Below are 20,725 nucleotides of genomic sequence, written 5' to 3' on the forward strand. Positions count from 1 at the left end.
TGACATCTCCCAATTAGGTCAATTTGGTGCAGCCGCCAAAAAAATGACGAGTGAATGATTGCGCGATTGATTCAATTAGTGAAAAGTGGGATAAAGGATTAAGTGATACGATATAACGTATTGTTGATCGAGTCAGCAGCAAATTAAATTCAATAGAAGGGCCGGGGGCAGGAGGATCCGATTGATAATTGGGCGGGTAGCAATGAGCTCAGCGCTTGAGCAGTTCCATGCTCCAGGCAAAGTCCGCGCTGTCGGAGATACCCAAGCGACCATCGATGATTTTCTAGCCCGCCGAATTTGTCGCCCCAATGTGGCCAACTGCCGGTCCGTATCACGGCCTGGTTTAAAGTTTGAGCTTGAGTTTTACCCTCACTGGTTTGCTCACGCACTTTTTGGGAAGTCTATTTAAGTGGGTAAACTTTTGGAGATTCGCCTGTCATTTTCATGCCGATTGAATGGGGTGTTGGCTGAGCGCGGCATTGAGGAAACCGAACGCCTTAGCTATTTGGCGGGGCTTGTCGGCGTAAGTGATTATGCGCCACGCTGTTGGCTTAATGCGGAGTCGATGCCAACGAGTCAATCGTTGTCGTTGCTGGCAAAACGGATCGGTGTTAGCCGGGAGTGGTTAGTAAGTGGCCGTGGTGACCAATATAGTAAGGAACTAAACCGCAAACGTAGGGGCCGAAATTAGTCTATCAATCAACGTTTGACGACGGGGCTTGGAACATATCTGAGCGGGTTTGCTGAAAAGCAATTAGCGACCACTTCTGGCGGCGCAGCCCTTCGAGGTATACAGGTTTTTTAGCAGTGAACAACTCTCTTGAATACGGTCAAACAGGGCGTTACTAAATCTCAAATGTGACTGAGACTGTGTGCGTAGCAAACTATCAGTCGATTATAAAAACTACTTCTCTCCTCGAAAAATCATGCTAAAGGATGGACAAAATGAGAGTACTCGTTTCTTCGATTGTTGTAGCGACTTCATTTTCAATGGGTACGGCATTCGCTCAAGCACCCGTAAAATCAGATATGAATCCAATCATAGACGGCGCGGTCAATATTGCAGCCACGGCGACCACCACAATAAACAACCCAGTGAACAGCGATGCTCAAGCTGAAGCATTGGACGAATGCTTCGACGCCATTGGCGATAAGCCCCGGACAGCGTTGCAGCCTTGCCTTGCACTTAAGACTCGTGAAGCTACATCGCAAATGAATATTGCCTACAAAAAACTGGAAGCTATAACAAAGGAGATAGATTCGAGTGCGACAGCCAAAGCCCTTGCCTCACTGCTCGCTTCTCAGAATGCTTTCGAGAAGTTCAAGGATGCACAATGCCAATGGCAAGGCGACTCGTTGATGGGAGGCTCAGGCTCTGGAGATATTTCAAGTTCCTGCAATGTGGATTTGATCCGCTGGAGAACGAAGCAACTTTCTGATTGATTTTTTTGACATAGGTGGCGGCTTACCTCACTAACGAGAAGCAGGGCTAAGTCATGAACCGAAGGACATAAAATGCTAATCGATTTCAGCGGCCTTCCTGGCACCGGAAAAACGACCATCGCCAAGGATCTCGCTGCTACGACAGGTGCCGTGTATCTACGGATTGATACGATTGAGCAAGCGATTCGAAACTCTGGTGCTCTTGCACAAGATGTGGGGCGTAGTGGCTACATGGTCGCTAATGAGCTTGCGCTAAGCAATCTTCGTATAGGCCGCACCGTCATCGTTGATTGCTTCAACCCTGTAATAGAAAGCCGAATCACGTGGAGCGATATCGCCTCAAGCTCTGGCGTTCGATTAGTAAATATCCAAGTGATTTGCTCCGATACAAATGAACATCAGTGCCGGGTAGAAACAAGGACAGTTGATATTCCCGAGCTGACGCCACCAACCTGGGAATCTGTGCTGGGCCATGAATATGAGCCGTGGGACGAAGCTCCGTTTTGCATAGACACAGCCCTGACCTCTTCAGTGCAAGCGGTCGAGATGATCGTTAATCAATTTCTTTCCAGCGAATAGTGTCGCCCCAAGGTGTGTTAGCCGGACGCTTACCTCAAAATGGGCAGTGATATCTGCATCGTGACAAGCCAGGATGTCTTCGCTTTTGAAGTAACCTCGGTCAGCCAATACCCATAACGTTTCTGACGCTATTACCTCCCGGGTTTGGCCAGCCATGTGGGTTTTTCGGACCACCTCAAGCAGTTTCCACTTGTCAGACGCTATGCCGTGGCGACGGAGGTCGTTCTAGTGGCATTTGCGTGATGCGGGAAGCTGGCAGCCGTTTTAAATGGTTAAAAGTATTGGAGTAGAGCCATTGTAAAGGAAAGGTCGAAGTCGCTTGGGGCGTGATGCTACACCACATTACCGTGCAATATTCGGCGCCATTTTTTGCTTGATAAAGAGGTAAAATCCAGGTGGTAAACCTCGTGGAATGCGAATTTTATCGATATTTATCTCTGAAGTTAGTGGCTTATACAGTGAAATACCCTGAGGCTGGCTATTTATACTTTACGTCCCGCCGATCTTGTAGGTCTTGTCCTGCAAGACGGGCCGCCGCCAAAAGGTGGATCCGGTTGAGTTAGCCCTGGCTATCCGTCAGAGCTTCTAGTACTCGGTGGTTCATATCCAATAATAAGACGAGGTTGTATTCCTATGCTCGCTGACAACCAACTGCCTCACGGAGAGATCGCTCAAGCTGGTCCGCTCAAGCGCGAACTAGGTGAACGGCATATTCGTTTGATGGCCCTCGGCGCCTGTATCGGTGTTGGCCTGTTCCTTGGTTCGGCCAAGGCCATTGAAATGGCCGGCCCGGCAATTATGCTGTCTTACATCATCGGCGGTTTGGCGATTCTGGTGATCATGCGTGCCCTGGGTGAGATGGCTGTGCACAACCCAGTGGCGGGCTCGTTCAGCCGTTACGCACAAGACTACCTTGGCCCGTTGGCGGGCTTTCTCACCGGCTGGAACTACTGGTTCCTGTGGCTGGTAACCTGCGTCGCGGAAATTACCGCCGTGGCGGTTTACATGGGTATCTGGTTCCCCGATGTGCCGCGCTGGATCTGGGCGCTGGCGGCGTTGGTCAGCATGGGTTCGATCAACCTGATCGCCGTCAAGGCGTTCGGTGAGTTCGAATTCTGGTTCGCCCTGATCAAGATTGTCACCATCATCGCCATGGTACTGGGTGGTATCGGCATCATTGCCTTCGGCTTCGGCAACGATGGTGTCGCGCTGGGGATTTCCAACCTGTGGGCTCACGGTGGCTTCATGCCCAATGGCGTGCAGGGTGTGCTGATGTCCCTGCAAATGGTGATGTTTGCCTACCTGGGGGTGGAGATGATCGGCCTGACCGCCGGTGAAGCGAAGAACCCGCAGAAGACCATCCCGAATGCTATCGGCTCGGTGTTCTGGCGCATTCTGCTGTTCTACGTCGGTGCGTTGTTCGTGATCCTGTCGATCTATCCGTGGAACGAAATCGGCACCCAGGGCAGTCCGTTCGTGATGACGTTTGAACGTCTGGGCATCAAGACCGCTGCCGGCATCATCAACTTCGTGGTGATCACGGCCGCGCTGTCATCCTGCAATGGCGGCATCTTCAGTACCGGGCGCATGCTCTACAGCTTGGCGCAGAATAACCAAGCCCCCGCCGGCTTCGCCAAGACCTCAAGCAACGGCGTACCTCGTCGTGCCTTGCTGCTGTCGATCGGTGCATTGCTGTTGGGTGTACTGCTGAACTACCTGGTGCCGGAAAAGGTCTTTGTCTGGGTCACCGCCATCGCGACTTTCGGTGCGATTTGGACCTGGGCGATGATCCTGTTGGCCCAGCTCAAGTTCCGAAAAGGTCTGAGCTCGGCTGAATGCGCAGGGCTCAAGTATCGCATGTGGTTTTACCCGGTTAGCTCGTACCTCGCGCTGGCGTTTCTGGGGCTTGTGGTTGGCCTGATGGCTTACTTCCCGGACACCCGTATTGCGTTGTACGTAGGGCCTGCATTCCTGGTGCTGCTGACTGTGTTGTTCTATGCGTTCAAGCTGCAACCAACCAACGTATCGCAAGGTACGGTGCGTTCGGCCTCTTGATTGCGTCGGCGGTAAAAAAGTAAAAACCTTGACCGAATGATCGCACTGCTGCTCATCTAAGCGGAGCAGCATTGCGATCTATCCATATTTGAGTGCGTAACTTCTTGCACATAATGGCCAAGGGTATCTGTCGATGATCATGGTGCAACCGAAAGACTACCTTTGACCGATTTCTGCCAATCTGTTGCATCGACCGGTTGAATCCACAGCCGATTGTTGTCACTCCGGTGTCATCATCACTGCGAGCGTCATCTTGATGAACTCTTCATTGCGATCGATTGCGACCATGGCGCCTCGTACGTTGTCGGCAACTTCGGTTCCGCCATGGCTCTCGACCCATTCTGACCATTCCATGATCGCCGCCTCGAGGGCGAGCTGGTTCTCGTTGATCTTGAAAAGCAGGGAAGGGAGCAGGTCCGAGTTTGGCATCGCGAGTCCTCGGTTGTAAGGAAAGCGTAGCATTGCATTCAAAGGGTTGTTAACGGTCGGCAGAACGCCAGGACAGGGGCTTTCTGATCGAAAGCCTGTAGGGACTTTTGCGGGGAAACGTGAATCACGGTAAAGCACGGTACGGCATCGATTGCAGTGGGCGCCGTTCCAAAGGACTGTTCCGTATAGCTTTTTAGGGCCCTTGCATGCATGGGGTGCTAGGGGTCGAGTGTTCGAATCACTCCGTCCCGACCATATTTTTCAATGACTTAGGCCAATGTTCACAGCATTGGCCTTTTTCATGTGCGTGAATTTTGCGTGACTCCTTGATTTTTCACGCCTGTTTCCTCTTCAAGATTGTCAGGACCGGTCCACGCGAATCGGTTGGCGTTAAACGTTTTGCCGTTGTGCGTAAAAGTACGTGATGCCACGAATATCTCTCCGTAGTGATACACATACTCATACCTGTCGCAGATAAAGATATACCCCTGTGACAGGACTACGGGGTGCTCAGGGGGGGCACTCCTCGCCGCAGCGCCGCTACCTACCAGAGGTTGAGAAAATCTGACACCATCACGCCCTTTTCACCGCAAGCTGCTTCGAGTCAGGCTCTGCGTGTATTTGAAGGGCACAATAAGCCCTCATTTTTTGCTGGGGCGATGGATGAAACAAGGGCGACTCTGGGCGTTGATGCTGATGTGCGTGATCATGGCAGGTTGCGCCACTGCGCCACCTAAAGATCAAAACAACCTGTGCAATATCTTCCGCGAATACCCCGACTGGTATGAAGACTCGCTGGAGATGCAACAGCAATACGGCACGCCGCAACATGTGGCGATGGCAATCATGAAGCAAGAAAGCAGCTTCGTTCACGATGCATTGCCACCTCGTGATTACTTGCTGTGGGTAATTCCCTGGGGCCGTGTCAGCTCTGCCTACGGTTATGCACAAGCCCAAGATCCAGTCTGGAGTGAATACAAGGATGGCTCCGGCAATGGCGGCTCGCGAGATAACTTCGACGACGCGATCATGTTCATCGGGTGGTACACCGCCAGTACCCAAAAGCAGCTGGGCATCTCCAAGTGGGACACCTACAACCAGTATCTTGCCTATCACGAAGGCCGCGGTGGTTTTAGCCGGGGCACCTTCCGCAGCAAACCCTGGCTGATGCAAGTGGCACGCAAGGTTGAGCAGCAGTCGAAGGTCTACGGCGCACAGCTCAAGCAGTGTCGGGGGGAGCTGGAGGATAATAGTGGCTGGTTCTAAAGCGAGGTAGTGAACCAATGACGGCTTGTCCCGCGATTGCGGCGTGCTCAGCGAGATGGCATTCGCAGCTCGCCGGCGTGGTGAGATCGATGATGATCAGTTTTCCGAAATGCTGGAGTGCGTGGAGGCCGCCCGGGACCACTGCCTGAGGTGGAGGAGTGGTACGCAATCGGGCTATTCAAGTATGAATCTGTAGAGGAGTGGGGAGGTGACGTTCCAGGACGGATCGTTGTCGGCAGAGGGCCGGGGAAAGTGCGCAAAACCTCCTCTGGAGGCCGCGTATTTCCGTTTGCAAAATCTCAAAAAAGCGGATGTTTTGCCGCTCTCAGAATGAGTTGTATCCGTTGTAAAACAATAGCTTAACTCGCTACAGTCCCCAACATGGAGTGCTAGGGGTCGAGTGTTCGAATCACTCCGTCTCGACCATATTTTTCAATGACTTAGCCCAATCTGAAAAGGTTGGGCTTTTTCATTTATGGATTAGGGGTAAACACGGGGGTAAACATGCTTCATGGTCATGCCAGGAGGGGATCGTCTTCTGCATCGCGTGCGGCCTGTTGAAAATCCATATGCTTGCTCGCCCGTTTACGGTTTGGCTCATCGCCCAAGTGCCGTTGACCTGCTGACAGTCCCAGCGCCCGCAAAAAGGTCACCGCCTGGCGTTTGAGGTTGCCGCAGTGGGTCGCCCGAGGGTTGATGATTGGCGTTCCGAGTCGAGTGGTTAGCACATCACCCTCAACGACTAACACCTCTTGAGTCCACTCGATCTGGGCATTGATCTCAGCCAAATCGGTTGCCAAATGCAGATCATAGGCGCCCCACATGGTCACTGGGTGCATACTCATAATCATCTCGAAAATTTGCCGCGCACGGGGTTCAAGTTTACGTGTGGGCGTCAAAATTAGCTGTGCCTACTGTATTGCCTCGATCTTGGAATTGATTGAGGTGTCAGGCATATTCCGAAGTTCTGCTTGTCTTCTGGCCATCTTTTTTGGGCCTCGAAATCGCTTTAATCAGTATTGAATGAAGGCTTGGTGGCCGCTGGAGCCTTGCCCACCCATTAAAGTGAGTCCCCCCTCCGACAGGGCTCAAACGAAACCAGCAAGCTTACCTCCATGATAAAAGATTGATCATCGTCTTTGGATGTCAGCCCTCAGAGGGCCTGGTTGCTGCCTGCGCTACTGTGGAACTGATCAGCATAAGTCGCATCAATGATCAGTAGAGAGCTATTCATTGTCCATTGCGCATCGCGATACCTGAAAGCTGTAAAAGCGATTGGCGAGGAGGCTTGTACGTTCGCTAGCGTGCGTGCGCTCATCATAAAAATAAATAAGGCTGTCTTATGAAGCTCTCGCTAACACTGCCGCTTGCGTTTTCTGCTCCCAACCTATTTACACCTGCCAACATTGACGCTCGGTGCCTGTTGCTCCGTGTTTCCGCTCACGGGGCATGATATGAGCAAGTTGAATAGTTCATTGGCCAACCTCTCTGTAGGAGCCAAACTTTGGGTCGGTTTTGGCCTGGTTCTGTTCCTAACCGCTGGTGTCGCGGTGACGGCATTTAGCTCCATAGCAACTTTGCAGCAGCACAGCGAACGCTTACGTGGTGATTTGCAAGTACAGGTGCGAGTTCTGCAGGCGCGTATCGCTGAAAAGGACTTCGCGCTAGTTTTGGATGAGCGTGCTGCCAAGCAAGTGCGTATGACTGCCGAGCAACTGCATGAGGAACTGTCTGGCGACAGCAATTCCGCTCGTCAGGAGATCGCCTCGGCAGCGCAAACTTACCTCGGGCAATTCGAGCAGTATGCAAACTCTTTACGCCAGGTACACAACGCCCGCATGCGTATGCAGCGGGTGGCGCGTGTCGCTGCAGAAAGCTTTAACGCTGTGTTTCTTGATCAGCTTGACGCGCTCAATGCTGGGACTGATGTGCAGGGCGGGTCGGCAGTAGACCAGTTTGCCTTACTCGAGCAGAGCGCTGCATTGCGTGACAAACTGGCGCAAGTGAGGGATAGCGAGCTTGCTTATAGCCTGGAAGATGACCAAAGCCGCCGTTCCGACTGGGAAATGGGAATGAGTGATGTACTCGCTGCTATCGATACTTTGGCGCTGAGAGTGGGGAAGGACGGTCAGGTATCTCTTAAAAACGCGCGTGAGGCGCTGGCAGATTATCGGCAGGCATTTGTTCAGTTCGCCACCAGCCGAGACGTAATCGCCCAATCTTCGGTCGGTATGCAGGAGCAAAGCGAGCATCTTGGTGAGTTGCTGTCCACTCTGGAACAGGAGCAGAGCAGGGCGATATCTCATGACGGAAGCAGTGCCAGCCGGCAACTCGGTATCATTACTCTGTTAGCGCTGAGCTTGGGTATTGGCTCCAGTTTGCTAATTCGTCACTTAATTTTGCACCCGCTGCAAGAGGCGGTGGCTTGGGCTCGGCGCATTGCTGACGGTGATCTGGCAGGTGCTCTTCAGCCCATAGAGCGTAAGGATGAGCTTGGCCTGCTATTGCACGCCTTCGAAGGGATGATTGACAGCTTGCGCGGATTGGTAAAGCGCATCGGCCTAGGTGTTGAGCAGTTGAACGGCACTACGAGTAGCCTTTCCATGGTGATTTCCCATACCCATGCAGGAGTCGAGCAGCAACGTAAAGAGACTGAAGTTGCGGTAGCGTCTATGCAGCAGATGAGCGCCACGGCACGAGAGGTGGCACGAAATACGTCCGAAGCCAACGATGCGGTGCTTATCGCCAACGAGCAGGCGCAGGATGGCAATCTGTTGGTGCAGCGGGCAGCCAATAGAGCCGAGTTCCTGGCTCAAGAGATGAATGGGTGTGCTGAAGTGATGCACGAACTGCTTGGCGAATGCTCAGCAATCACCGGAGTTCTGGACGTCATTCAAGGAGTAGCCGAGCAAACCAATCTGCTCGCGCTGAATGCTTCTATTGAAGCCGCGCGTGCCGGTGATCACGGCCGAGGTTTTGCAGTAGTCGCAGATGAGGTGCGGGGGTTAGCGAAACGTACTCAGGCTTCTGCCGGTGAGATCAAATCGCTCATTGATCGATTGTGCAGTGTTGCGCAGCAGGCGGCCACACGGCTGCAGGAGAACCGAGTTTTAACCGACGAGTCTGCAGGATTGGCGGGGCAGGCATCTGTCGCGTTGCAGCGCATTACCAAGGCAGTGGCGACCATCGAGCGAATGAACCAGCAGATCGCCACGGCGGCTGAGCAACAGAGCGTGGTGGCGGATGAGGTCAACAACAGTATGACAAGAGTACGCGAGGTAGCTGAAGAGAGTTCGCGACAAAGCCTATCGCTGCAGGCGTCGACATCGGAGCTGAAGCATGTCAGCGGTGCGCTCAATGTAGCGCTTGGACATTTTCAGACTTGAGTTAGCGAAGTTGCCTGAAATTAACCAGTCTCCGTATACCGTTTGGGCTGCTTCTGGGCCGCTTGAAATTAATTTTATGAAATCGCTCTCAGATCGCTCATCCTCCGATGGGTAATCGGACAGACTGACCATCCATTTGCGTTCCATCTGACCACTCATTTATATCGGATTTCACCTGCATGCTTCGTGGCCACGACCGGCAGAAAGCGACCCAATGCAGTCATTCAGTTTTGCGCACTAAAGCCTGACTTTGAGAGACCGGTAAGCATTCGCTTGATGTGGAGGCGTGGCGGCGAAGCCGATTGTCTTGGGAACTGAAGCCATCATGAAACAACGGCTTCAGCTCTGCGCGTTCAGAAACAGTGAGAACAGCTCGGACTGAGATTTAATGCCGAGCTTGCTGTACATGTGCTTGCGGTGGACCTTCACAGTCTCCACGGAAATCGCCAGCTTGCGCGCGATCTCCTTGTTCGAGCAGCCGCTGAGCATAAGCCGGCCGACTTCCAGTTCGCGGGCGGAGAGCGGCGTTTCCAACTGCTGGTCAGTGGAGTCCAGCCAGCTCTGCCAGCTTGGTGTTGGCGACGTGTTCTGCTCCAGCGCTTCCCGCTCGAATGCCATGCGCTGACGCATCAGGGCGGCGACCCAAGTTTGGATGAGCGTGAGCAGGGCGGTCTGCTCTGCACTGAAGAGACACTCATTTCCCAGCGACAGGCTGAGGGTGCGTTCCGCGTCGAGCTGGACGTTGATATGTACTTCGTCGGCAACGACATTGAGACGGAAGTAGCGTTGGTAGTAGTCGGTTTGTTCGAAGCACTCCGGCGCCACGTCGGCTAGCCAAAACAAACCGTTCTGCGGTGCTTCCCGGTTGGCCAGGTAAAAGGGGTCGAGCAGATACAGGCCTTTGAGGTAATCCTGAAAGAGTGGGTCCGGCCCGCCGTCCTTGCCTGGGCATTCTGCGAGCACCTGCGGCCGGCCATTGCTGAAAATCAGCACAACCCAACTGTCCACCGGAATGTATCTATCCAACAGACGCACCAGGGACAGCCAGAAATTAGGACGGTCAAGTGCTTCTATCAGCCTGCCAATCGCCTGGTGCCAGGCCATGTCCTGCAATGTAATGCTCATGCTTCTACCCATACGGGGTTACCCCATCGAAGTAATTACTTTCCGTTTTATGGCTCTCCATACTCCATTTCAGCCCCGGCGGGTGCTGTTCAGTTTGGCGATTGCGAGTCCACATACACGTGAAAGGATCACCGATGAAGATTGAGCTTGTACAACTTACCGGTCGCGATGGCGATACTGCTTATAACCTAGAGCGTACCTTACAGGCCATCGCTACCTGCGCAGTGGATACCGATCTGCTGATTTTTCCAGAGACGCAGTTGATGGGATTTGCCAACTCGCAACAGCTCGCCGAAATCGCCGAACCCGTTAACGGGCCAAGTGTGCAGGCCGTGCAGCGCGCCGTACGCGAACGGAACGTCGCAGTGGTGGTTGGTCTGGCTGAGAACGACTCCGGCACTTTCTACAACACATCCTTGCTGGTAACCCCACAAGGGATCGCCTTGAGTTATCGCAAGACTCACCTTTGGCCGTCGGAACGCGGACTGTTCCAACCAGGAGACCGCTATGCCACTGCGCTCTGGAAGGGCATCCGTGTCGGCATCCTGATTTGCTACGACATTGAGTTGCCGGAAAGTGCTCGGGCACTCGGCCAACTCGGTGCCGAGTTGATCCTTGTCACTAACGGAAACATGGATCCCTACGGCCCTGTCCACCGCACCGCGATCATGGCTCGCGCTCAGGAAAACCAGGCATTTGCGGTGATGGTAAATCGAGTCGGCGACGGCGATGAAGGCCTCGTTTTTGCCGGTGGGAGTACAGCAATCGATCCCTTCGGGCGCACGCTATTTGAAGCGGGGCGCGCAGAGTGCCGGCAGGTGGTGGAGCTGGATCTCGACCTGTTGCGCACCGCCCGCCACGACTATGACTACCTCAGTGACCGCCGCCTGCTCCTGACCGGCGAGCAAATTGAGCACGGTGATGGCCGCCGTGAACTACTCATCCCCTGAATCAGGCGCGAGGGGTTTAACCACACCGCAGCGATTGTTCCGCTTTAACGCCGATCTCGCCCCTGCCACAACAACAATTCACAAACTAGCAGGAGCAGTGCTCGTGTCCCTGGACTCAGTACTAACGCTCTGGAGCATCCCCATGAAGCCAATTCGTTACATGCAATTCGCGCTGGTCTCGCTGTTCAGTTTCGGCCTGGTCTGCGCCGAGGCCGATGAAGCTGAAAAGCACAGTGTTCATATCTACAACTGGTATGACTACATTGCCCCGAACACGGTGAAAGACTTCCAGAAAGAAGCGGGCATCAGCGCTGTGTACGATGTGTTCGACAACAGCGACGTCATGCAAAGCAAACTGATGGCTGGCCGCAGTGGCTATGACGTAGTGGTTGCCAGTGCCGACCTGCTACCGAACCTGATCAAAGCAAGTGTGCTGAAAAAAATGGATCGCTCAAAGTTACCCAACTGGTCCCATCTCGATCCCGACATCCTCGCCAAATTGCAGAGCAACGATCCCGGAAACAGCTATGCGGCCCCTTATCTGTGGGGTACCACTGGCATAGGCTATGACGCGGACAAGGTTAAATCGATACTCGGCCCAGATGCGCCAGTCAATTCCTGGGACCTCATTTTCAAGGAGGAAAATCTGGCCAAACTCAGTCAATGTGGTGTGGCCATGCTGGACGCCCCAAGCGAGGTTATTCCCATCGCATTGCACTACCTCGGACTGCCATACAACAGCCAGAACCCGGACGATTACAAAAAAGCCCAGGAACTGCTGCTGAAACTTCGTCCCTATATCGTTTACTTCGATTCTTCCAAATTCATCTCTGATCTAGCCAATGGCAACATCTGCGTCGTGCTGGGCTGGGCGGGTGGTGTCGCCGATGCGCAAAAAGCCTCCGAGCTGGCTGGCAACCATCGCAACCTTGTCTACAGCATTCCACGCGAAGGTGCCCCGGTGTGGGTGGAGAGTCTGGTGCAGCTCAACGATGCGCCGAATCCGGAGCAAGGATTGGCCTTCATCAACTATATGTTGCGTCCTGAAGTCATCGCTGAGTCATCCAACTACCTGAGCTATCCGAACGCCAACAAGGATGCCACCGCGCTTGTCGAGAAAAAAATCCGCGACAACCCAGGGGTGTATCCGTCCAAGCAAGTGTTGGACACGTTATTTCCGCTAGAACCACTCCCTCTGAAGATGGAGCGCATTCGAACCCGCGCGTGGAACACGGTCAAGACCGGCAATTGATTGGCAGACTCGGTTCTGCTGATGGTTGGCCAAGCCCCAGTCATGAAACAAATCAAAACAAAACAAGAGAGAGATCATGAAAGACACAATGAAGCCACGCGCCCGCGACCTGAACATTCAGTTCGGCCAACTGCAATCCGGTCACCTCAATGCCATCACCGATGTACCGGGCGTACGGGTCGGTCACAGTAATGTGCGAGGACGCACCGCCAACGGCCGCGATGTCCTGACCGGTGTAACGGTCATCGAACCGCGTGTCGGTTCCACCAGCCAGCAACCGTGCTTTGCGGGCGTCCATGTGTTGAACGGCAACGGCGACGCCACCGGTTTGGAGTGGATTCGCGAAGCGGGTCTTTTGACCAGTGCCATCGCCTTCACCAACACCCACAGCCTGGGTGTGGTGCGCGATGCACTGGTTGTGCTGGACCGTGAACAACAACCGGATGACGGCCGTCTCTACTGGAACATGCCGGTGGTACTGGAGACCTATGACGGCCTGCTCAACGACATCAACGGTTTCCATGTGAAACCCGAGCATGTGGCCGAAGCTCTAAGTAATGCGGTGAGTGGGCCCGTTATCGAAGGCGCGGTCGGTGGCGGCAGCGGCATGATCTGCCACGAATTTAAGGGCGGAATCGGTACCGCTTCGCGGCGTCTGAGCAGCACTCAGGGCGGCTGGACTGTTGGCGCCATCGTCCAGGCGAACCACGGCATCCGTAACGAATTGCGCGTCGACGGCTACCCGGTCGGACGCTACATGGAACAGGCCGACTCGCCGTTCCTCAAGGCTTCGCTGCCGCACCCGGGCATGGGTTCGATAGTCGTTTGCCTGGCGACCGATGCGCCGTTGCTGCCACACCAATGTACGCGCCTGGCGCAACGCGCCAGCCTCGGTCTCGCCCGCACTGGTGGTGGTAATGAAGACCACAGCGGTGACATCTTCATCGCCTTTTCCACCGGTAATCATGTGCCGCCGGCCGCTTACGAAAGTAAGCGCGCGCCGACCACCGACAACCTAAGCATGGTCAACAACGATCACATCAGCGAGTTGTTTCTGGCCGCCACCGAAGCGGTGGAAGAAGCCATCATCAATGCGTTGTTAGCCGCTGACACCGCCGAAGGCAACGGCCATACCGTGCCGGGACTGGATTGTAAGACGCTGCTCAAAGCCTTGCATCAGGCCGGCTGGCCGGGAGCGGCGAATGGTTAACTGATCTAGCGGTATTCAGGTGGTGTGCTTGTTCCGCGTCCATGCCACCTGCATCTTCAGGTTCCAGGGAAGACATCGCAACCTAAGACGTCACGCGACGTTTAAGTGAGAGCTGTCGCTCTTGGATAGACCTAAAATGCAGGCGTCCTACTGTGGCGATCTGACCGGTTAATGACCCGAATTGTGAATATAAATTAAGAAATGCCACTTACCTCCTCAGAAAAAATGATCATCGTCGACGACTCCCCAGCATGACGCATCAACAGAGGACAATCGTCCTCATTGGTGTCTGCAACTCGTGCACAGAACACCGCATGCCGAAATCATCGACGTTCATGTAGACAGTTTTGAATGACTGCTTTTGGCTGTGGATTCAACCGCTCGATGCAACAGATTGGCTAAATCGTTCAGCGGACGTTCAGTCCGCTAGTTCCCTACGGCGTCAAGTTTGCTGATGCCAAGCAGGTGATCTTTTCGTAAGAATTGTGCGGCGCCTGCAGCAGGCCTGGTGAGGCGGCTATCTCACGGATATAGGCGAGCTACGCGACCTTGCGATTGCCTTCGAGCGTTGCGACGCAACTGCATAGACTACTAATCGTTTGTTGGGGTAGGAACTCGACCCGCTGATGCTCGAATTCTGAGCACATGAATTTCCACGATGGCCTGCTGCAAAATGAACATAGAAGCCGGTCGAAGCATCCGCGTACTAATCGCTTAAATTTCGAGCTTCATGCGTAAAGACTCCTTCTGGTGAGCAGCCGGCAGCCACCCTGATTCGTTGAATTAATCGGCTTGAGTCGCGATCAATGGAGAGCTTTCACTTTCACGCTCGCGCGCAAGAACCCTCTCAATCACACGACGGGCCTGTACGCCCCCTGTGTCAATGTTGAGTTTCAGCAGCTTTCTGTCCGGATGATCCATAAGATTTTTCTGCTGCATTTCCAGCATGTCCAAGTCTTCCGCAAAAATTTTTCCTTGCCCTTCCCGAATACTCGCTGTCAGTTCATCGTCGTCGGGCTTGAAGCTTCTCGCCATGCCCCAGAAATACCAGATGGACGTTTCCGTCTCCGGAGTGATGAAGTCCACGACAATGCTGGCGGCTTTGTGTTGCGGGGCCGCGTGATAGCCACCTTTGCCCGCGTGGGCGACACCTACCTCGATCATCACGTGGCTTGGGGGGGTGAATTTGCAGATCTGCCAGCGGTCCACTGGCACATCGTCGGCGAGGCCATTGCCACGCAAGGCCATGCGCCAGAACGGTGGCGCCGAGATGTTCTCCATGTGTCGGGCCGTGACAACCACATCGCCCTCAACCGTGGTCACTGGCGGTGCCTCATCGATTTCTTTTTGCCCAATGCTGGAAGCATGGACGTAGGTCTCATGTGTGAGATCCATGAGATTGTCGACCATGAGCCTGTATTCACAATTGATGTGATACAGGCCGCCGCCATAGGCCCATTCGTCGCTATCCGCCCACTCCAGGTGATGGATGAGATTTGGATCAGCCTTGGCTTGATCGCCAGGCCACACCCAAACAAAGCCATAGCGCTCGACGACTGCATAGGCCTTGTTGCAGGGGAAGCCGCGCACCCGCTGCCCGGGCATGGAGACGGTCACGCCATCTCCCCCCATAACCAGTCCGTGATAGCCACATACCAGGTTTCCGTTTTCGATAAAGCCGAGTGAAAGCGGGGCTCCACGGTGGGGGCAAAAGTCTTCGACGGCCATCACCTCGTTTTCATGGCCATAGTAGAAAACAATTTTCTCGCCGCAGATTTGTCGGCCTAACGGCTTCACGGCTAGCTCATCAGGTGTACAGGCGACATACCAGGCGTTCTTCGCAAACATGGGCGTACCTACAGTTTTTATTATTGGTTACGGGTTGTCTTTCATCAGTCGATCGACGATACGTCGTGCCCGGTTGGGACCCACGTCGACGTGAATATCAATCATCGGTTTCGCGCCGAAGCGGCACATGTTTGCGTATTGGGCTTCGATGATTTGCTTGTCTTCATCGAAAGTGAGGGTGGTCTGCTCAATGACTTTACGTTTGGTCTCTTCGGGATCCGAAACCGGGTTGGTGGCCATCGTCCAGAAGTAGTGGCAGGTGGTCTCGGTTTCCGGGGTGATTCCGTGAAACCCTCGCATGTGAAAGCCGCCCCGGTCTGGGTCCGTCACCGGCTCGCTCCCAGCGTCAACCGCGCCTGTCCAGATCAAGAGATGTGACAGGTGAAATTCGATCTCTTGCCAGCGGTCGATCCGACCTTTGAATGGATAGGCCGCCGTGTAGGTGGGTGGCGGTTCAGAGTCGGGCATGTACCGCACTACACGAACGGCACTTTCATCACCCGTCACTTGCATCTGTGCGTTCATATGGATCTTCGCATTGCCACCAATGGTCTGCAGATGCACGTAACCCAGATGACTGAGGTCCAGCAGGTTGTCGTGGATGAGCTGCCAAGGTGCCTGGTAGTGATACACGTCGCCGCCGAAGAGGTACTTTCCACTGGAGTGATGCGGATACTCTGGCGGCGGGCTCAACGGTAAGTCCGCAGGGTTTTTTCCATGCCACAACCAGATGATTTGGTCGCGCTCAACCACATGGAATGCTTGCACACGCGCTTGCCCTGGCACTTTCACCTGGCCTGGAATCTCCAGGCACTGGCCTTGGCCATTGAAGAGCAGGCCGTGGTAGCCGCAGCGAATCGCCCCATCTTCAAGTGTGCCAAGCGATAGGGGGAGTGCGCGGTGGCAGCAGCGGTCTTCGAGGGCCGAGGCTTTACCCTCTTTGTCACGGAAAAGTACCAGCGGTTGGCTGAGGAGCGTTCGAGCGACGGGCTTGTCTGTCAGCTCCCAGGAGAAGCCAGCCACATACCATTGATCTTTTGGAAAGCCAGCGGGCTCAGAGGCGTATTCGGGGTCGAACTGCTGAATAGGCACTGCTTTCACGATCGTTCTCCTTTTTTATTATTTCGCCCCCACCCAGTGCGAATGAATGCTGCTGGGTAAGAAGCGTTGGAGCGTTGGGGTTTATGGGTTCAGATATCCAGAACCAGCAATGGCGTTTTGGAGCGCGAGCAGCAGGGTGTGAATTGATTGTTCACGGCGTGTTCCGACTCGGTCATGAACATGTCGCGGTGGTCTGGAATACCCTGGATGACTCGGGTCATGCACGTTCCGCAAATGCCCTGTTCACAGGACAACGGAATATCAATACCCGCCTCGATGAGTACTTCAGCGACGCTTCGATCTGCAGGAATGAAGTACGAAGTACCACTGCTGGCGAGCTTTACTTCAAAGCTGCCGTCATCATCTTTGGCTGTAACGGCAGCGCTGAAATATTCGCGATGGAGCTGATTTTCTGCCCAGCCATACCTGCGCGCCTCGTTGAGCACAAACTCCATGAAACCACCGGGTCCACACACGTACAGGTGGTCCTGCGGATCAACACTGGCCAGGACAGCTTCAGTCGAGAGTTTTTGGGCCGAATCACCATCGTCGAAATGGAGATGGACATGCTCGGAAAAGGGTGAGCTGCGAAGGCGTTCGACGAAGGCCGTCCGGTCTTCGGAGCGGGAACAGTAGTGGAGTTCGAAACGCGCGCCTGCCTGAGTCAATCGCTCTGCCATGCAAAGAATGGGGGTGATGCCTATGCCTCCCGCAAAAAGGATCGACTTGGTTGCGGCGCCTTCCAGAGGGAACAAGTTTCGAGGCTCACTGATTTTCAGGCTGCTTCCCGTTTGAACGAGGTCATGCATGGCGCTCGAGCCACCGCGGGAGGCAGGATCAAGTAGTACGGCAATCTGGTAGCGGTGATGATCATCGGGGGAGTTACAGAGAGAGTATTGGCGCACCAAACCGTTTGGAAGATGAACGTCCACATGGGATCCCGCGCTGAAAGGCGGCAAGGACGTTCCATCCAGAGCGACTAATTCATAACTGTAAATGCCCTCGGCCTCTTTGTTTTTATGGCCGACAATGACTTCTAGCATCGTTGTAATTCCTCAAATGACGTCCACCGCCCAATCATGACTGTCTTCTGACGGCACAGTGATGGGTGGCAAGTGCGAGAGTAGGAAGGCGAGGGGGAGCTAACCAATCGTTTGTCTGGATGCGAGGTATCCGGAGTGCGGATACCTCGAGACGCCCGAAGGACTCAATCTACGGGGCTTAATCTACGTGGCTTAATCTACAGGGCTTAGCACGGCCCGCAGCAAAGCTTGCGCTTCGCTTGTCACGCCTTTGCTGATCATCTTTCCTGGCAGGCTGGAGTGATCCAGGAACAGATCGCGCAGGCGATTCAAGGGGGCTGGCACCCCGTGGTACAGGCGGCCCAAAAAGCGCGCGAATGCCGTGGTCTGATTCGTGTAGTCGACACGTTGATCGTCGTAGCGCTTGAGCCCGCCATTGAGAGCCAGCAGATTGCTGAGATCGCGCCCTTGCAGGTATTTGGCGAGGAAGAATGCATCCTCGATCGCCATGCCCGCACCGTAAGCCGCGTAGGGGGAAGTCGGGTGAGCTGCGTCGCCCATGATCGTCAAACGGCCCTTCGACCATTGCTTGAGTGGGTCGCGATATTTCACTACCCAACGGAACAAGTTATGCGAGGTGTCAGTAGCCTCGAGAATTTGTGGGACCGGATAGGAAAAGTCTTTGATTCGCTCCTGGACGTAGGCTGCCGGGTTGGCGGGTTCAGCCTGATTTTCAGCGCACTTCTCCACAAACCACCATTCGAAGCAATCCTTTCCTTTGTACCGTAGTGGTGCAAAGCCCATTTGGTAGGAGTGGTTGTGCTGAATAACGATTTTCTTGCGCTCTGGACCTGTTAGCTCACACCAGCCCAGCCATACGGCGATACCCAGGTGTTTAAGCTCTGAAGGCCCCCAAAGCTGCTCACGTACTTTGGACTGAACACCGTCTGCGCCTATCACCAGATCTGCTTCATAGCTCTGGCCCTCGGCAAAATGCACCGTCACGCCATCGCTGTGTTCTTTATAGTGGGTGAAGGTGTGGCTGGGATTGACCATGTCGGCAGGAGCCGCTGCCAGCAGGCGCTCGTAGAGTTCGCTGCGCATCATTCCTGATTGCCAGCCGGTAACCCCGGCTTGTTTCATCAGGTCCATGTCGATATCAAAGTTGACTCGCACTCGACCATCGTGCCGGCGAAATTCGGGAAGGCCTGCAGCGAATATGTCGTCGACCTGTACGCCCAAACCACGAAGGATGACGATCCCGGTGGCGTTGAGGATGATTGCTCCACCTAAAGGGCGCAGTTCCGGATGCCTTTCGAAAACCTTGACGTCGAAGCCTGCCTTGGTCAGAGCCACGCCGGCTGCAATGCCTCCTGGGCCCGCGCCGATGATTGCCACTCGCTTGCCCTTGGTCCCCAAACTGATCGGTGCATTCACATTAGTACCCATCTGCCTCTGCCTCGCTCTTGTTTTTATCTATGCGTCGTGGATATCGATTAGCGCATGCAGGACACGATAATGGGCTGACCACCAATCAGGCCAATCGCAACTTTCGCTAGGAGGTATCGCCAAGCACGATGACAGGTATCTGGATTTGTTGTTTGAGTTGTGAACACGAAACCGGGAGCGTGCCAGCGAACATTCCTGCATGAATCTGCAACGGAAATAGCATGCGATATCGACGCCTGGACCTGAATCTGTTGGTTGCACTGGATGCACTACTGAGTGAGTGCAGTGTGAGTAGGGCAGCCGAACGATTATGCCTGGGCCAGTCGGCGACCAGTTCCGCGCTCGGACGCTTGCGTGAGCATTTCAATGACCCCTTGCTGGTTCAGGTCGGTCGGCGTCTGGAGCCCACGGCATTGGGACTGGAACTGCTTCCCAAGGTACGTGAAGCCCTGGCACTGACGCGGGAGATAGTCGACGCGCCGGTGAGTTTCGACCCAGCCTCCTGCAAGCGGCATTTCACCGTGGTGGCTTCCGATTACGTGGCCGGGGTACTGATGCCGGCAGTCAGCCTTGAGTTGGCGCGCATCGCCCCCGGCGTGCGCCTGAGTCTGCGGGACATGCCTGTACCGCGAGACGGCGATGTGGTCAGCGAAGCGCTCGACTATCGTCGCAGCGATTGTGTGATCGTGCCTCAGCGCCGGCTGAACCCTGCTTACCCCCAAGTACCGATCATGACTGGCGAGCTCTGTTGCATCGTCTGCTCACAGCAAACGCAGTACGCCGAGCATTTGACCTTGGCCGATTACTGCGCTGCCGACCACGTGGTCCGTGAGTTTTCCGATGGGCGAAATCTGGCGATGGATGCGATGAACCTGCATGAGCAGGGTATTCAAAGGCGCGTGGCGGTGACCCTTGAAAGCTTTGTACTGATGCCGGAATTCATCGTCGGTACTGCGCGGATCGCCACGGTTTTCCGCCGGCAGGCAGAGCAATTTGCCCGGTATTATCCACTGCGTATTCATCCGGTCCCGCTGGCGTTTCCCGAGTCGGTTCAAGTGCTGCAATGGCATCCCTATCAAGATCATGATCCGGCGATGCGGTGGTTTCGCGGCCTCTTGCTGGAGCAGGCCGCGCGACTTGATCTTCAGAAGATTGATCAAGTGGCCGGATCACCGCAATCGGCCACCAATCCAGCCTGAGCGATGGCCTGTACCGCACAGTGTTCGTCATTGTCCGAGGTGTCGCCGCTGATGCCGATGGCGCCGAGAATCTGCCCCGTAGCATTGCGAATCAGTACACCACCCGCCACGGGAATAACCTCGCCGCCAGTCAGGCTGTTGATTGCATCAAAAAACGCCGGCATCGCTTGCGCGCGCCGCGCCAGCTCACGTCCACCAAAGCCCATCCCGAGGCAACCGCGTGCCTTGCCGGTGGCAATTTGTGGGCGAAGAAAACTGGCGTGTTCATCGCGCAGGATCGCCAATGGGTGGCCAGCGGCATCCAGCACCGCGACGGCCAGAGGCTTGAAGCCCGATTCCCGTGCAACACCCATAGCGTTGCCGGCGATGGTTGTGGCGGTCAGTAGATTCAGTTCATGCATGCTGTTGGTA

17 protein-coding genes and 1 pseudogene are annotated in these 20,725 nt (G+C 54.7%); 10 read left to right on the forward strand and 8 right to left on the reverse strand.

Annotated features, from left to right (window positions below; translation table 11 throughout):
- Positions 1-945: 945 nt before the first annotated feature.
- The 3 genes from umoC to ABTV22_RS10205 all read left to right on the forward strand — a co-directional run bounded on the left by umoC (position 946) and on the right by ABTV22_RS10205 (position 4,077).
- On the forward strand, positions 946-1,443 hold the full coding sequence (umoC, locus tag ABTV22_RS10195) for a UmoC family flagellar biogenesis regulator (RefSeq protein ID WP_433739840.1): 498 nt from the start codon (positions 946-948) through the stop codon (positions 1,441-1,443).
- 72 nt (positions 1,444-1,515) lie between these two features.
- Complete coding sequence (locus tag ABTV22_RS10200; protein ID WP_433739842.1) at positions 1,516-2,022, forward strand: AAA family ATPase; 507 nt, start codon at positions 1,516-1,518, stop codon at positions 2,020-2,022.
- Positions 2,023-2,655: 633 nt separating this feature from the next.
- Complete coding sequence (locus ABTV22_RS10205) at positions 2,656-4,077, forward strand: amino acid permease (RefSeq protein ID WP_433739844.1); 1,422 nt, start codon at positions 2,656-2,658, stop codon at positions 4,075-4,077.
- A gap of 219 nt (positions 4,078-4,296) precedes the next feature.
- Here ABTV22_RS10205 and ABTV22_RS10210 read toward each other — a convergent pair whose 3' ends face one another.
- The gene (locus tag ABTV22_RS10210; protein WP_433739846.1) at positions 4,297-4,506 is read right to left on the reverse strand and encodes a hypothetical protein; all 210 of its coding nucleotides are present in this window, start codon (positions 4,504-4,506) and stop codon (positions 4,297-4,299) included.
- A 663-nt stretch (positions 4,507-5,169) separates the two neighbouring features.
- On the opposite strand from ABTV22_RS10210, the gene ABTV22_RS10215 reads away from it, so the two are divergent.
- The gene (locus ABTV22_RS10215) at positions 5,170-5,772 is read left to right on the forward strand and encodes a hypothetical protein (RefSeq protein ID WP_433739848.1); all 603 of its coding nucleotides are present in this window, start codon (positions 5,170-5,172) and stop codon (positions 5,770-5,772) included.
- A 515-nt stretch (positions 5,773-6,287) separates the two neighbouring features.
- Here ABTV22_RS10215 and ABTV22_RS10220 read toward each other — a convergent pair.
- Positions 6,288-6,611 carry a hypothetical protein gene (locus ABTV22_RS10220; protein WP_433739850.1) on the reverse strand — a complete coding sequence of 108 codons (324 nt, stop codon included), beginning with the start codon at positions 6,609-6,611 and terminating at the stop codon, positions 6,288-6,290.
- Between the two features lie 1,392 nt (positions 6,612-8,003).
- On the opposite strand from ABTV22_RS10220, the pseudogene ABTV22_RS10225 reads away from it, so the two are divergent.
- A pseudogene (locus ABTV22_RS10225) lies at positions 8,004-8,252 on the forward strand (methyl-accepting chemotaxis protein); the annotation flags it as partial.
- 201 nt (positions 8,253-8,453) lie between these two features.
- The gene (locus tag ABTV22_RS10230) at positions 8,454-9,158 is read left to right on the forward strand and encodes a methyl-accepting chemotaxis protein (RefSeq protein ID WP_433741355.1); all 705 of its coding nucleotides are present in this window, start codon (positions 8,454-8,456) and stop codon (positions 9,156-9,158) included.
- Positions 9,159-9,497: 339 nt separating this feature from the next.
- Here ABTV22_RS10230 and ABTV22_RS10235 read toward each other — a convergent pair whose 3' ends face one another.
- Entirely contained in the window at positions 9,498-10,283 is a 786-nt protein-coding gene (locus ABTV22_RS10235; RefSeq protein WP_433739852.1) for a response regulator transcription factor, read from the reverse strand.
- 134 nt (positions 10,284-10,417) lie between these two features.
- On the opposite strand from ABTV22_RS10235, the gene ABTV22_RS10240 reads away from it, so the two are divergent.
- The 3 genes from ABTV22_RS10240 to ABTV22_RS10250 all read left to right on the forward strand — a co-directional run bounded on the left by ABTV22_RS10240 (position 10,418) and on the right by ABTV22_RS10250 (position 13,695).
- Positions 10,418-11,233, forward strand: a complete 816-nt coding sequence (locus ABTV22_RS10240) for a carbon-nitrogen hydrolase family protein (RefSeq protein WP_433739854.1) — start codon at positions 10,418-10,420, stop codon at positions 11,231-11,233.
- Positions 11,234-11,375: 142 nt separating this feature from the next.
- Positions 11,376-12,485 (forward strand): polyamine ABC transporter substrate-binding protein, encoded by a 1,110-nt coding sequence (locus ABTV22_RS10245; protein WP_433741356.1) that lies wholly within the window; start codon positions 11,376-11,378, stop codon positions 12,483-12,485.
- Positions 12,486-12,573: 88 nt separating this feature from the next.
- Complete coding sequence (locus ABTV22_RS10250) at positions 12,574-13,695, forward strand: P1 family peptidase (RefSeq protein ID WP_433741357.1); 1,122 nt, start codon at positions 12,574-12,576, stop codon at positions 13,693-13,695.
- A gap of 783 nt (positions 13,696-14,478) precedes the next feature.
- Here the strand turns inward: ABTV22_RS10250 and ABTV22_RS10255 are convergent.
- The 4 genes from ABTV22_RS10255 to ABTV22_RS10270 all read right to left on the reverse strand — a co-directional run bounded on the left by ABTV22_RS10255 (position 14,479) and on the right by ABTV22_RS10270 (position 19,115).
- Positions 14,479-15,543, reverse strand: a complete 1,065-nt coding sequence (locus tag ABTV22_RS10255) for a Rieske 2Fe-2S domain-containing protein (protein WP_433739856.1) — start codon at positions 15,541-15,543, stop codon at positions 14,479-14,481.
- Between the two features lie 27 nt (positions 15,544-15,570).
- On the reverse strand, positions 15,571-16,644 hold the full coding sequence (locus ABTV22_RS10260; protein ID WP_433739858.1) for a Rieske 2Fe-2S domain-containing protein: 1,074 nt from the start codon (positions 16,642-16,644) through the stop codon (positions 15,571-15,573).
- Between the two features lie 89 nt (positions 16,645-16,733).
- Complete coding sequence (locus ABTV22_RS10265; RefSeq protein WP_433739860.1) at positions 16,734-17,687, reverse strand: PDR/VanB family oxidoreductase; 954 nt, start codon at positions 17,685-17,687, stop codon at positions 16,734-16,736.
- Positions 17,688-17,879: 192 nt separating this feature from the next.
- Positions 17,880-19,115, reverse strand: coding sequence for an FAD-dependent oxidoreductase (locus tag ABTV22_RS10270; RefSeq protein WP_433739862.1), 1,236 nt, complete (start codon positions 19,113-19,115; stop codon positions 17,880-17,882).
- Between the two features lie 221 nt (positions 19,116-19,336).
- Here ABTV22_RS10270 and ABTV22_RS10275 point away from each other — a divergent pair, with 221 nt between their 5' ends.
- Complete coding sequence (locus ABTV22_RS10275) at positions 19,337-20,314, forward strand: LysR family transcriptional regulator (RefSeq protein WP_433739864.1); 978 nt, start codon at positions 19,337-19,339, stop codon at positions 20,312-20,314.
- Here ABTV22_RS10275 and ABTV22_RS10280 read toward each other — a convergent pair.
- Entirely contained in the window at positions 20,272-20,715 is a 444-nt protein-coding gene (locus ABTV22_RS10280; RefSeq protein WP_433741358.1) for a GlcG/HbpS family heme-binding protein, read from the reverse strand. The genes ABTV22_RS10275 and ABTV22_RS10280 overlap by 43 nt on opposite strands.
- Positions 20,716-20,725 lie beyond the last annotated feature (10 nt).

Source organism: Pseudomonas putida (assembly GCF_050990305.1).
GTDB lineage: Bacteria > Pseudomonadota > Gammaproteobacteria > Pseudomonadales > Pseudomonadaceae > Aquipseudomonas > Aquipseudomonas putida_AH.